Origin of the sequence: Halomonas sp. DP3Y7-2, assembly GCF_019800795.1 — a bacterium.
Lineage (GTDB): Bacteria > Pseudomonadota > Gammaproteobacteria > Pseudomonadales > Halomonadaceae > Halomonas > Halomonas litopenaei_A.
This window is the reverse complement of sequence record NZ_JAHVKJ010000005.1, coordinates 131,694-145,296: the sequence shown is the minus strand read 5'-3', so window position 1 is coordinate 145,296 and position 13,603 is coordinate 131,694. Positions and strand designations below refer to the sequence as shown.

General features: G+C 61.9%; 9 protein-coding genes. 6 read left to right on the top strand and 3 right to left on the bottom strand.

Features of this window, described 5'->3' with window-relative positions:
- The first annotated feature begins 2 nt into the window (after positions 1 to 2).
- The 3 genes from KUV45_RS05935 to KUV45_RS05925 all read left to right on the top strand — a co-directional run bounded on the left by KUV45_RS05935 (position 3) and on the right by KUV45_RS05925 (position 5,344).
- A complete protein-coding gene (locus KUV45_RS05935; protein ID WP_374107017.1) occupies positions 3 to 1,067 on the top strand; it encodes an ABC transporter permease in 1,065 nt (354 codons plus the stop codon).
- Positions 1,064 to 2,665 carry an ABC transporter ATP-binding protein gene (locus KUV45_RS05930; RefSeq protein WP_222163775.1) on the top strand — a complete coding sequence of 534 codons (1,602 nt, stop codon included), beginning with the start codon at positions 1,064 to 1,066 and terminating at the stop codon, positions 2,663 to 2,665. Before KUV45_RS05935 ends, KUV45_RS05930 begins: the two co-directional genes overlap by 4 nt.
- A 396-nt stretch (positions 2,666 to 3,061) precedes the next feature.
- Positions 3,062 to 5,344, top strand: coding sequence for a GGDEF domain-containing protein (locus KUV45_RS05925; protein ID WP_222163774.1), 2,283 nt, complete (start codon positions 3,062 to 3,064; stop codon positions 5,342 to 5,344).
- A gap of 24 nt (positions 5,345 to 5,368) precedes the next feature.
- Here KUV45_RS05925 and KUV45_RS05920 read toward each other — a convergent pair whose 3' ends face one another.
- Positions 5,369 to 6,064, bottom strand: coding sequence for a pseudouridine synthase (locus tag KUV45_RS05920; protein ID WP_206938990.1), 696 nt, complete (start codon positions 6,062 to 6,064; stop codon positions 5,369 to 5,371).
- Complete coding sequence (locus tag KUV45_RS05915; protein WP_206938995.1) at positions 6,064 to 6,876, bottom strand: amidohydrolase; 813 nt, start codon at positions 6,874 to 6,876, stop codon at positions 6,064 to 6,066. Before KUV45_RS05915 ends, KUV45_RS05920 begins: the two co-directional genes overlap by 1 nt.
- A 150-nt stretch (positions 6,877 to 7,026) precedes the next feature.
- On the opposite strand from KUV45_RS05915, the gene rarD reads away from it, so the two are divergent.
- Positions 7,027 to 7,929: an EamA family transporter RarD gene (gene rarD, locus KUV45_RS05910; RefSeq protein ID WP_206938997.1), complete on the top strand. Its 903-nt coding sequence runs from the start codon at positions 7,027 to 7,029 to the stop codon at positions 7,927 to 7,929.
- Here rarD and KUV45_RS05905 read toward each other — a convergent pair.
- Positions 7,905 to 10,388: an EAL domain-containing protein gene (locus tag KUV45_RS05905; protein WP_222163773.1), complete on the bottom strand. Its 2,484-nt coding sequence runs from the start codon at positions 10,386 to 10,388 to the stop codon at positions 7,905 to 7,907. The genes rarD and KUV45_RS05905 overlap by 25 nt on opposite strands.
- Positions 10,389 to 10,693: 305 nt before the next feature.
- Between KUV45_RS05905 and KUV45_RS05900 the strand changes: the two genes are divergently transcribed.
- Both KUV45_RS05900 and KUV45_RS05895 read left to right on the top strand, forming a co-directional pair.
- Positions 10,694 to 11,806, top strand: coding sequence for an NAD(P)/FAD-dependent oxidoreductase (locus tag KUV45_RS05900; RefSeq protein ID WP_222163772.1), 1,113 nt, complete (start codon positions 10,694 to 10,696; stop codon positions 11,804 to 11,806).
- A gap of 80 nt (positions 11,807 to 11,886) precedes the next feature.
- The gene (locus KUV45_RS05895; protein ID WP_222163771.1) at positions 11,887 to 13,599 is read left to right on the top strand and encodes a SulP family inorganic anion transporter; all 1,713 of its coding nucleotides are present in this window, start codon (positions 11,887 to 11,889) and stop codon (positions 13,597 to 13,599) included.
- The last annotated feature ends 4 nt before the right edge of the window (positions 13,600 to 13,603 follow it).

Here is a 13,603-nt window from a genome sequence, read left to right as displayed (position 1 = left end):
CCGTGCCGACGCTATCCCCCATCACCCGACGCCGACTCAGCGTATTTCGTCACCAGCGCCGCGCCTGGTGGTCGCTGTGGGTCTTTGGACTACTGTTCGTCCTGAGCCTTGGCGCGGAGCTGGTAGCCAATGACAAGCCGTTGCTGGTGAAGTACCAGCAGGAATGGTATTTCCCGCTGGCCGTGGATTACCCCGACACCGCCTTTGGTGGCTTCCTGCCTACCCCCGCCGACTATCGCGATGCGTTTACCCGGGACGCCATCGAGGCAGACGGCTGGATCCTGTGGGCCCCCATTCCCTACTCCTACGACACCCTGGATATGGCGCTGACCCACCCTGCCCCCTCGCCGCCCGATGCCCGCCACTGGCTAGGTACCGATGACCAGGGGCGGGATGTGCTGGCTCGCGTCATCTATGGCTTCCGCCTGTCGGTCATCTTTGCTCTGGTGCTGACACTGGGTTCTCTCGTGCTAGGCGTGCTGGCAGGCGGCGTGCAGGGCTACTTTGGGGGAAAGGTCGACCTGGTGGGCCAGCGCTTGACCGAAATCTGGTCCGGACTGCCCGTGCTGTTCCTGCTGATCATCCTGGCGAGCCTGGTCGAACCTAACCTGTGGTGGCTGCTGGGGATCATGCTGCTGTTCTCATGGCTCGGCCTGGTGGATATCGTGCGAGCGGAATTCCTGCGTGCGCGCAATCTCGAATATGTCAGGGCGGCAAAGGCCATGGGACTACCGTCGCATCTGATCATGTGGCGGCATGTCCTGCCCAATGCCATGGTCGCCACCCTGACCTTCATCCCGTTCCTGTTCACCGGTGCCATCACCACCCTGACAGCACTGGATTTCCTGGGCTTTGGCTTGCCACCGGGCTCCCCTTCCCTGGGCGAGCTGGTCGCCCAAGGTAAGAACAATCTCCAGGCTCCCTGGCTTGGCATTACCGCCTTTCTGACGCTCGCCATCATGCTGTCATTGCTGGTGTTTATCGGTGAGGGTATCCGTGATGCCTTCGATCCCCGCCACGTGCCCTCCTCGGCAAGCAGCGGAACAGCCCAAGGAAGCGAGACATGAGCAGCGATACGCTACTGACCCTCGATCGCCTCAGCATCGACTTCGACGGACATAATGTCGTCAATGAGCTGTCCCTGGAGGTCAGGCGCGGGGAAACCCTGGCGCTGGTCGGGGAGTCTGGCTCAGGCAAGTCGGTCAGCGCACTCGGCGCCTTCAATCTGCTCTCCGACAATGCCAGCGTCTCTGGGGGGCGCTTCCTCGAGCAGACCGATCTCAGCAGGCTTACACGGGCGCAATGGCAAGGCCTGCTAGGCAACAGAGTCGGCTTCGTCTTCCAGGAGCCGATGACGTCACTCAATCCGCTGCACACGATTGGTCGCCAGTTGGCCGAAACCTTGAGATTGCACCAAGGCATCAAGGGACGTGCGGCACGTGCTCGCTGTCATCAACTACTCGAACAGGTACAGCTTCCCCGCGCGGAAGAGCTACTCGACGCCTGGCCCCATCAACTCTCCGGGGGGCAGCGCCAACGGGTGATGATCGCCATGGCCATCGCCAACGAGCCACAGCTGTTGATTGCCGATGAGCCTACCACGGCGCTGGATGTCACCGTGCAGCAGGATGTCCTTACACTGTTGGCTGAGCTTCGCGATCGCCATGGCATGGGCATGCTGTTCATTACCCATGACTTGAATCTGGTGAAACGCCACGCCGATCGCGTCTGTGTCATGCACCGAGGCGTGGCCCAGGAAACCGGCGATGTCGACGAGGTCTTCAGCGCTCCCCGTAGCCAACATGCAAGAGAACTGCTGGAGGCAGAGCCCGAGGGACAGCCTGCCCCCACCGCAGCAGATGCCAGCCTGCTGATGCGCGCAGAAGGGCTCAGCGTTACCTTCGAGCGCCCGCGGCGGCTGCTGCAACGGGCGCGGCCAGGATTTCAGGCGGTAGCGCCGCTGGACCTCGAAATTGCCGAGGGTGAAACCCTGGGCATCGTTGGCGAGTCGGGTTCGGGCAAGACCACTCTGGCGAGCGCCCTGCTAAGGCTTACCCGCAGCAGCGGGTCCATCCAGTTCGGTGACCAGCGGCTTGATCAGCTGAGCGGCAACGCCCTGCGCAAGCAGCGTCGCCAGCTGCAGATGGTGTTTCAGGACCCCTATGGTTCCCTGTCACCCCGCATGCCGGTGGCCGACATCGTCAGTGAGGGGCTGCGCTACCATCACCCCGAGCTTTCCCCGACAGAAGTTGCCGAGCGGGTTCGCCGAACGCTACGGGAGGTCGAACTGCCGCAAGACGTAGCGCGACGTTACCCCCATGAATTCTCGGGAGGCCAGCGCCAGCGCATCGCCGTGGCCAGAGCCATCATCCTTGAGCCTCGTCTCATCGTGCTGGATGAACCCACGTCGGCGCTGGACCGAACCGTTCAGAAGCAGCTGATTGACCTGCTGCGACAACTTCAGGAGCGACATGGCTTGAGCTACCTGTTCATCAGTCATGACCTGGCAGTAGTGCGAGCCATGGCGCATCGCGTCATGGTACTCAAGGAGGGAAAGGTGGTCGAAGAAGGCCCTTGTGCCGACATCCTCTCCCGCCCAAGCAGTGCCTATACTCGTGCCCTGGTGGACGCCGCCGGACTCTCAACGGGTGACGACCCTCAGTAACGAGCGTCAGGAACGGCCGACGGCAACGGCCGACGGTAACGAACGTCAGTAACGGACGGTAACGAGCGTCAGCTACGAGCGTCAGTAACGATCGGCAGTGACGGCCGGCACTCGCCTACCATGATGTCGCCGTACCACCCCACGGGGGGCGTTCAACGGTGATAGCGGAGTGCCCTGCTCCATCCTGGGATAGACCGCAGCATCATCGCTTGCTGTAAAGGTCGACTTGCCAACGTTTGAAGGGAAAAAGCTCCGTTGTGTTTTCTGCCGCCAAGCAAGATAACGGTATAAAAAGCCAGAAGCGTAAAAAAGCGTTAATGGGAATGTCAGCCTCATCAAGTGAACCAGAGGATACCTCGTTCTATACTGGCCGGATCAGCCGTTACAGGTCCTGCCATGCGCCGCCTTTGTCTTGTTCTCCTCTTCGCCGTCGGGTGGCTCGCCAGTGGGCAGGCACTCAGCGACGCGTTGGCGCTCAATAGCCAATGGGAATACCGTTGGGGCGACTCTCCTCGAGACAGCAGCGGACGCCTCGTCTGGCTAGACGAAGCTGACACCTCCTGGCAACCCCTGGCGGGTGTCGGCAATCCGCCGGGGCGCGGCCACAACAACAGCCTCTGGATTCGACATCAGTTACCTGACGGGGCCTGGCATCAGCCGGTCCTGTTCATCTCCAGCTTGAACCTGGTGGGGGAAGCCTACGTCGACGGCTTGCAGATCTATCGCCATGGCTCACTGGAGGGCGGAGCCGCCGGGAAATTCGCCGGCTGGACCTGGCACGCCATCGACCTGCCAACGCCGGTCGCTGACAAGATGCTGTATCTAAGAATCAAGTCGTCCTACAAGGATATCGGCCTGTGGGGCAAGGTGGTGGTGATGGAGAGGGCCGATGTTCTCCCTACCATCCTGTCGGAGACACGTGGGGAGATCATCATCGCCCTCAGCTGCCTGATCCTTGCTCTACTCGCGCTGATCCTGATCCTGACGCAACCCGAGCGCTGGCGCCTTGGCAGTATCGGGCTATTCTCGCTGGCGGCGGGCTCCATGGTGCTGGCGGAAAGTGATGCCAGCCAGCTACTGCTATTTGCGCCGCTGGCGTGGGATTATGTGGCCGCCTTGGCCTACTTCTCGTTGCCAATCGCCATGGCGCTGATCCTGGAGCACTGGTTCCCGCAGATCCCGCGCAGGGGCCTTCGCCGACTGTGGCTGTGTCTCGTCGGCTATGCGGCCGGAGCACCCGCACTGGCCATGCTGGACATCGTGACCCTACCCACCACGTTTCCGGTCTTCGATATCCTCCTGCTGGCCGCCCTCGCCTACATGTCACGCTGGCTGTTCAGGTACCGCAGGACCTTCGATGGCAACCAGCGTCTGATCGTCGCCAGCTATGCCATCTTCAGCATGGTCACCGTTATCGATATGGTCGTGGCCCACGGTTTTGTGTCCTGGGTGAGCGTTCCTGTGCACCTTGGTGCACTGGCCTTCATCTTCGCCATGGTGGTCATCGCGGCACGCCACTACGCACGCTCGCAGCGCAAGCTGGAGCACCTCAACAACCAGCTGGAGCAAGAGGTCACGGCACGCACCCGACAGCTCGAGACCTACGCCGAGCGTGAGCGTCAGCGGGCCAGGTTGCTCGCCAACGAGCACAGCAAGACGCATCGCCTTGCCAACTTGATCGACTCGCTGCAAGCCTGCACGTCCCTTGAGCAGGCGCTCGACCTTACCCAACGGGCCATGCCGGACATCCTTGCCCCCATGAGCGGGGCTTTCTATCGACCCCAGGACGAACCCGACACCATGCACCTCGAGCTATTCTGGCCCACCAGCCACTGCCCTCCAGCGCGTCTGGATGGCTCGACTATTCCACCGCTGGAGGCACGTGGGGACGACGATCTGCCGGACTTCGAGGACCTGCTTCAGCAAATGCGCAGCGAACGCACCGTGCCGGTGAACGGGACCTCCGTTGATGAGCTGCCACGCTGGACCTTTCCCCTGGATGTCACCGGTCCGGGACGACAGCCCCGTCGCCTCGGCGTGATCTGTGTGATACCCCAGGGCCCTCTCGTGCGTCGACCACAATACTGGGATCGCACCTATCACTTTATCGAGCTTGGAGTGAGCCGACTGGCGCTGGTGCTGTCGAGCATCGCCTTGCAGGAGGAGCTGTCGGCCCTGTCCTACCGGGATGACCTGACCGGGCTCAATAACCGGCGCTACTTCGAGGAGCTATTCGCCCACGAGAGCGCCATATCACTACGTAAGCAAAGTCCGCTGGCGGTGGTTATCCTGGATATCGACCACTTCAAGAAGTTTAACGACCAGCATGGCCATGCCGCGGGCGATAGCGTGCTGGAAGGAGTCGGAAGGATGCTCGCCAACAGCTTCCGTGACATTGACGTGGTGTGCCGGTTTGGCGGGGAAGAATTCGTGGTACTGCTGCCCGGGGCGGCCGCGGAAGATGCTCAACACCGGATGCGCCGAATGTGTGAGGCACTGGCCAGCGCCAGCTTCCGTCATGAAGGAAACAGCCTGGGCACGGTGTCCGTCTCCTGTGGCATTGCCAGCTTTCCTGCCACCACCCAGGATCCCCATGAACTACTGGAACTCGCCGACAAGGCCCTGTACCAGGCGAAGAACGCGGGGCGAGCCAGAATCACTCTGGCCACCCCTCAGTGAGAGCGCTCCCAGCTTTAACAGCCCTTAAAACAGGGCTCGCTCCGCGTCAGTCAGCTCACGCCATTCACCCGGAGCGAGCTCAGGATCCAGCGTCAGTGCTCCAATAGCGTGACGATGTAACGCTTCGACGTGGTTGCCGATCGCGGCGAACATACGGCGGACCTGGTGGTAGCGTCCTTCGACAATGGTCAGTTCGACCTGGCGCGGGCCATGGCATACCAGAGTGGCAGGACGCGTGGGAAGCTCCTCCCCATCCAGCAGCACCCCTTCGGCAAACTGCTCGATCGCTTGCTCGGGATCTTCCAGGTCTCGTGCCAAGGTCACCTGGTAGCGCTTGCCACTGCGGTGACGCGGGGAGGTGATGCGGTGGGACCACTGGCCGTCATCACTCAATAACAATAGCCCGGTGGTGTCGACATCCAGTCGCCCCACCGGCTGGAGCCGTTCTGCCTTGGGTAGATCAATGGCGTCCACCGCTCGCGGGTACAGGCCTCTCCTGGCCGTACACTCTACGCCAACAGGCTTGTGCATCATGATGTAGCGCAACCCCACTAGCGCCAGCGGCTGGCCTTGCCAACTGACGCTGTCATCCTGCGCTAACTGGCGCGCGGCCTTCTTCTCTACTTCCCCGTTCACCGTGACCTCCTCGCGCATCAGCGCACGCTTGGCAAGGCTGCGAGTGAGATCGGTGGTTTCGCTGAGAAAACGGTCAAGGCGCATCAGTAGGTCTCATGGTCAAGGGTAAAATCGTCGGCATCTTGCCATGCCGGGAACTTCTCGCGAAAGGCCGACAGCGCTTCCCTGTCGAGCACACCGGTCCGGACGAAGGCTCGATCACGGGGCTCATCGATCAGCGCATCTCCCTTGGCATCAATCAGCATCGAGTCTCCGGCATAGCTTAACCCCTTGGCGTCCTCGCCCACACGATTGACGCCGATCACCGCGGCCAGGTTTTCCACCGCCCGCGCCTGCAGCAATACGCGCCATGGGTGACGCCGCGGTGCTGGCCAGTTGGCCACACACAGCAGGGCATCATATTCGAAAGGTGCACCTTGGGTTGCCTGCTGCCGCAACCAGACCGGGAAGCGCAGGTCGTAGCAGACGCTCAGCAAGATACGAAATCCGTTGAGCTCAACGATGACCCGCTCACGGCCCATGTCATAGCGCTCATGTTCGCCCGCCATACGGAACAGATGCCGCTTGTCATACCAGTGCAGGCCACCATCGGGTTGCGCCCATATCAGACGGTTGAGATAGCGCCCTTCATCCACTATTGCGACGCTGCCGGTCATCACACAGTCACGCTGCTTGGCCTGTTCACGCAGCCACTGGACCACCTCGCTGGTTGCCATGGGCTGTGCCATGTCGCGGGAATTCATGGTAAACCCGGTGGCGAACATCTCGGGAAGCACAATCATGTCGGTTTCCCGGCCACCCAGATCGGCCAAGGTGTCTTCGAGCATCCGGCAATTGCTGGAGGGGTCTTCCCAGCGCAGGTCGCACTGAACCAGAGTGGTACGCAGCTGTGACATGGTGATCTCGTCAGTGAAGTTCGTCTGCCTAGACTAAACGACATCGCCGCCGAGACCAAAGCCACCATGCCGCCGACAAGAGTGTGCTAATGTGGCTGGCCGATGCACGCCCTGCATCGATCCCTATCCTGTGTTATGGACGCTCTTTCGATGAAAGGACTCTCCCCCGCTACCGGATCACTCCAGGGTGTCGGTTTTGCGCTTCTCGCCTACGGCATGTGGGGCACCTTCCCCCTGTTCTTCGCCTTGTTCGATGGGGTCAGCGCGCTGGAGATCCTGGCCCATCGCGTGATCTGGTCGTGCCTGTTCCTGGCCCTGGTCATTACCCTGCTAAAGCGCTGGGGGGCCATCGCCCGACTGCGCCACGCGCCGCGCCAGTGGCTGCCAGCGATGGCCTGCGCGCTGTTGATCGGGCTTAACTGGGGGCTTTACATCTACTCGGTCGAGACACATCGGGTCCTCCAGGCCAGCCTGGGCTATTTCATGACGCCGCTGGTCAATGTGATGCTCGGGGTACTGGTCCTGAAAGAGCGGATCACGCTGGTCCAGGGCGTCGCCATCGCCCTGGCCGTGGCCGCCATCTCACTTCAGCTGTTCCAGTTGGGGTCGTTGCCCTGGCTGAGCCTGAGTCTTGCCGCCTCGTTTGGCACCTATGGCTTGCTGCGCAAGCAGCTGGCCTTTGATGGCCTGTCGGGGCTGTTTCTCGAGACCCTGCTGCTGCTGCCGTTGGCGCTACTGCTGCTGCCGCTGCAGCCAAGCCACTTCATCCCTGAGCTCATTGCGGCTCCCCCCTATACGACTGCCTTGCTGGTCGCCTCCGGTGTGTTGACCGCCCTACCCTTGCTGGCGTTTGCCGGGGCGGCGAGACGGCTGACCCTGAGCACCCTGGGCTTCTTGATGTACCTGAACCCAACGCTTCAGTTCCTGATTGCGCTATGGGTGTTCCATGAACCCATCGTGCCGGCGCAGCTGACGACTTTCGCGTTAATCTGGATCGCACTATTGCTCTACTCGTGCTCAAGCCTGTTTCAGCCCCGTCGATCCACCAGGTAGGCTAGCCTGTTGACCGACGAGGGACGCTGCAGGCAGGTGCCGTACACGTCTGCCACTTCCCCCAATTCCATTGGCGGAGCAAAGAAGTATCCCTGACCTTCCTGGACGCCTAGCATCACCAGCCAACTGGCATCTTCAATGGTCTCGACACCCTCGGCCACCACGCACAATTCCATGCGGTGACAAAGCCCGACCAGGGCCGCATAGGCCTGACGGGCTTGATCGAAGCGACGTGCGGCATGCAGCAAGGAGTAGTCCAGCTTGATCGACGTCAACGGCAGTCGCTGCAACAAGTTGAACGCGGTGTAGCCTGAGCCAAAGTCGTCCAAGGCGATGCCAATGCCACGCTCCCGTAGCGCCAGCATCTGACGCTGCACCTGCTCGACATCGTCGACATTTTCATGTTCCACCAACTCAAGCTCCAGACATTCGGGTGCAATCCCGCGTAGCGCCAGCTGCTGTGACACGTAGTCAGGGAAGTCTTCAGCCAGCAGGCTGCTGAGATGCACGTTGACGGAGACACAGTGCAACCACTCCGTCGGGGCCACCAATGAAGCGAGCCAGTCCAGCGCTTGCTTGATCACCCAGCGGTCGAATCGCTCGGCCAAGCCCAGCATCAAAATGACCGGCAAGAAGTCCGCTGGTGGTATGTCTCCGGCCTCGGGGTGTCGCCACCGAATCAGCATCTCGACCCCCACCAGGGAGCGGTTGGGCGGGGCCAGTTTGGGTTGAGCCACCAGCCGCCACTGGGTGTCGGGTTCTTCGATCAAGACACCGACCTGGCGGCACAGCCAGCGTAGATGGGTTTCCTGGTAGGGACCAGCGGCCACCACCCGCAGTATCGGGCGCACCCAGCCTTCTGCTTCCAACCGTTGCATGCCCTCATCGAGGGCGCTCAGGCAGGCGTTCAGGTTACTGGTATGCGCAGGCACCAGGGTCACACAGGCATACCAATGCAACACCTTTTCATTCGCCGCCTGCTGTCGCTTGCACACCAGCGCCAGATAGCTATCGAGCTGTGACTCAACGTCCGGACCGTGAACGTGTGCAGGTATGGCACCGATGATGCGCTCATCCTTTCCGATATACAGGCGCCAGCCCTTGGGCAGGTGCGCAGAAAGAGCATCCAGACTGGAACGTAACAGTGCCTCGAGACACATGTTGCCCAGGCGCCGCCGATAGCGGATCACTTCCGGCGCAGCGAGCAGGAATAGCCATTCGATCTCTGCACAGCGAAGGCCTTGATAGTCTGATTCGAGGGCCATCCGCGTGGGCAGCTGGAAACGATCATCCACCATCAGGCGGCGACGTCGCCTGAGCGATGAAAAGCGAGACAGCAGCAGCATGACCGCCACCAGCAGGCCGGTCAGGGTGACCGCCACCATTCCCACGACCGCCTGCTGATAGCCGCGGGTCAGCTGTTCCAGACGCCCCCTGACACCGACCCATTGAAAGGCGACATGTTCCTTACCATCGAACAGCTGATACCAGCGTGCATGGATAAGATAGCGCTGTGCCATGATCGAGGAGCTGGCGGGCACCAGCTCAAACGCTGGCGTCAGCGCGACTTCCACCGCCGCGTGGGCCAGGAACTCGATATCAAGGATGGCGCCACCGGCGCACCCCACCGCCATCTGAAAGGCAAAATGGCAGAACACGGGTACCTTCTGTCGGGCCAGCGCCTCAAGCCGCTCCGCCGTGCTGCCCGGCCCTTCGTTCCAACCGGAGTCACGCCCGCCCTGCATGTAAAGCCGTGTCCCGGGCGGACTGCGCGCAAGTCGGTCGAGGACGAGCTCGGGCGTCCAGCCGTGGATGACATCCACCAGCTGGACATCGCGCACACTGCCGACCACCTCGGTCATGTCATCAATGACGTTGTAGGCGTGCTCCGTATTTTCCCCCAGCAAGATCAGGTGCAATGGCGCGCCAAAGGTATCCACCAACATGTTCAGGGACTGGGCCATGACGGGATAGGACTTCAAGGACTTGACGCCTGCAGCTTCGGCTTCGACCCTGAGCAGGTCATCGTTCAAACCCAATGCCACCACCTTTTCGGGCCATGGTAGAGCATCTCTATAGCGAAGATAGAAGGCCATGGCCGGGTCATCGGTGAGAATCAGACTCCCCCTGGGATCCAGGCTGGCCTGCTGCAGTCTCGCTAACAGCGCTTCATCGGCCAGGTGCCCGGGCAGACGCAGCGCATCAAGATACTCCACCTGGAACCGGCCGGCCGTCGCCGTCTCGTGAGCAAAGCGTGCTTCCACGCTGGCCACGATATCGTCGTTCCAGCGATACCCCTGATGATAGGACGTCAACAGCAGCAGCGAGGCGTCACCCGCGGCCTCATTGGCGCGTGACGGGGCAGGACTTACCGCCAGCAGCAACCCGGCCGCCCACAGGACGACCAGCAGCATGATCCGACGTCGCCCTAGCCGTGTCATTGCTGAGGTGACTGACATGGAGACAAACTCCGTTAGTCCACTGCAAGCAGCAAAGCGGCCTGCTTAGAGCCGGTCCATCGACAGGATCAGCGAGAGAGGGGCTAGCCACACAAGACCTATCCACACAAGACGGCTCGTGGTGCCCTGTCATGAGCTTAGGGCCCACGACCACCAATCTCGCACTCTCATCCGAGGTAACGCTGATCATCAAAGGGGATAGCCGTCAGCCGAAAGGCCAATGGTGACGCCGTCATTCGCATCAGACTTTGACGTCGTACCCACAACTGCGCACCATCTGAGCTCACCCAGGAGTCTTGCCTACCATGCCCCTACCCCATTTACTGCTGGTCGGTGCCGGCCACGCGCACCTTTATCTGCTGAGACAGAACGCGCTGCTGAAGCGTTTTCGAATCACCTTGGTGGACCCAGGTGGGTTTTGGTATTCAGGTCTCGCCAGTGGGGTGCTGGCCGGCGACCACAGGCCTTCGCAAGACCGTATCGACCCCGCGCTGCTTTGCCGCCAGAACGGCGTGGACGTCATACGTGCCAGGCTCGTGGCACTTGACCATGAGCAACAGCGAGGAATGATGAGCAATGGCTCCTGGCTATCCTTTGACTACCTCAGCCTTAACCTGGGCTCGGCCCCTCTCGCTCCTCTGCCAGTGCATTCGACGACGAAAGGTTCACCTCACTATTGGCCAGTCAAGCCGATACCGCGCCTGTTGCAGTGTCGGCGCAGCCTGGAGCGACGCTTTCATCATCTGCCTCTGAGCCTTCACGTGCTCGGCGCTGGCGCCAGCGGCATTGAAGTCGCCTGCGCGACCAGGGCGCTAGCCCGCCGGCACGGGGTAGCCGACATGGCGCTGCCCATTCACCTGCACCATCGCGGTAACGGCCCCCTGGCACAGGCGTCCGCGGGCGCACAGCGCTATGTCCGTGACTGTCTCGATCGGCGCGCCATCACGCTGCGGGTCCATCCCCGCGCAGAGACGACCTCACTGCCCCCGCTGGACGATGACGAGGCCAGCGATATCATCGATGCCAGGGGCCTCGCTCCGCCCCACAACCTGGCCCATCTGGGCCTCCCCACCCTAGCGGGACGCGGCATCGCGGTAGCGGCTGACCTGAGGATCGACGGCAGCACCACCCAGTTCGCCGCGGGCGACTGCGCCGCCATCATCGACCAGCCGCTGCCACGTCTTGGGGTGCACGGCGTGCGACAAGGACCCATTCTCGCGCACAACCTGCTGGCCAGCCTCGCCGAGGAGCCACTCAAGCGTTACCATCCCCCAAAGCGGGCACTATCGATCATCAACCTGTGCCATGGCGAGGCCTTGGCTCTCTACGGGTCATACTGGTGGGGCGGACGACTCGCCAGTCGCTGGAAGCGGCATCTGGACATGGGGTTCATGCGGCGGACCAGGGTTCCGGTGTAACCTACATCCATGGACGATGAGGGCCGATCAGACAAGTCGCTACGCCGCCACTTCACCAAGACCAGGACGTCAATCTGCCCATGCTCAAGCGCTACATTCCTATCCTGGCCTGGCTGCCACACTATACGCCGCGACTGTGTGGGAGCGACCTCCTGGCAGGGATCATCGTCACTGTCATGGTGATTCCCCAGTCACTCGCCTATGCCATCTTGGCTGGACTTCCCGCGGTCGTCGGACTCTACGCCAGCCTGCTGCCGGCGGTGGCCTACGCCGTGCTCGGCACCAGTCGCTCTCTCGCCGTTGGCCCGGTCGCCATCATCGCTCTGATGACGGGGGCGGCGCTGTCCAATGTGGCAACCCAGGGGACATCTGCGTATGTCGAAGCCGCCTTGGTCCTGGCCCTGCTGTCCGGCCTCATGCTCACGCTGATGGGCTTTCTGCGTCTTGGCTTCTTCGCCAATTTCCTGAGCCACCCGGTCATCGGAGGGTTTCTGTCGGCGTCAGGCCTGCTGATCGCGATCAGCCAGCTATCGCACTTGCTCGGCATTGATGCCGGCGGCTACACCGCATTGGCGCTGATCACCCATCAGGTACAGCAGTTGGACCACATCAACTGGCCGACCCTGGCGGTAGGCGCCTCGACCCTGCTGTCGCTATGGCTGATGCGCGGATACGGCGTGGCCGCCCTGACCGCGCTGCGGCTACCTGAGGGCCTGGCCAGGTTGCTGGTCAAGGCGGGTCCGGTGGTGGCGGTGGTAGTGACGACGCTCCTCAGCTGGCAGCTTGACCTGGCCCGCTACGGGGTCGCCACCGTAGGTCAGATCCCCGCTGGCCTACCCTCCCTCGCCATGCCGAACATCGATCTGCCGCTATGGCACGCGTTGCTGGTACCCGCCATGCTGATCAGCGTGGTGGGCTTCGTCGAATCGATCTCCATGGCCCAGATGCTGGCCGCCAAGCGCCGTGAGCGTATCGCACCCAACCAGGAATTGATCGGCCTGGGGGCAGCCAATCTGGCCGCTGCCTTCAGTGCGGGCATGCCAGTCACGGGAGGACTGTCACGCACGGTCATCAACCAGGAGTCCGGTGCCCGCACGCCCATGGCTGGACTGTTTGCGGCGCTTGGCATTGGTACGGTGACCCTGGCATTGACGCCGCTGCTCGAGTACCTGCCGATTGCAACGCTTGCCGCGACCATCACCGTGGCGATTCTCACGCTGGTGGACCTTCCACTGCTGCGTCAGACCTGGCGCTACTCACGCAGCGACTTTTCAGCGTTGGCGGTGACCATGCTGCTGACCCTGGTGGAAGGTGTCGAGGCCGGCATCATCGCGGGGGTCAGCCTGTCCATTGCCTTGTTCCTGTATCGCACCAGCAAGCCCCATAGCGCTATCGTGGGGCGCATCCCCGGCAGCGAGCATTTTCGCTCGGTCACCCGTCACGAGGTCGAGACTGTCAGTCACCTGGCGCTGTTTCGCGTCGATGAAAGCCTGTACTTCGCTAACGCACGTTATCTGGAGGACACGCTCTACTCGCTGGTAACCCAACGCCCGGAGCTCAGCGATGTCGTGCTGATCTGTTCCGCCGTCAACCTGATCGACGCTTCCGCGCTGGAGAGCCTTGACGCCATCAACGCCAGACTCAAGGACTCACGGGTCACGCTGCACCTGGCCGAGGTCAAGGGGCCGGTCATGGACCGTCTGAAGCATTCCGACTTCCTCGATGCCCTGACCGGGCGAGTGTTTCTCAGCACCTTTGCGGCCTGGTCCGAACTGCGGCGCCCGCGAGACTGAGACA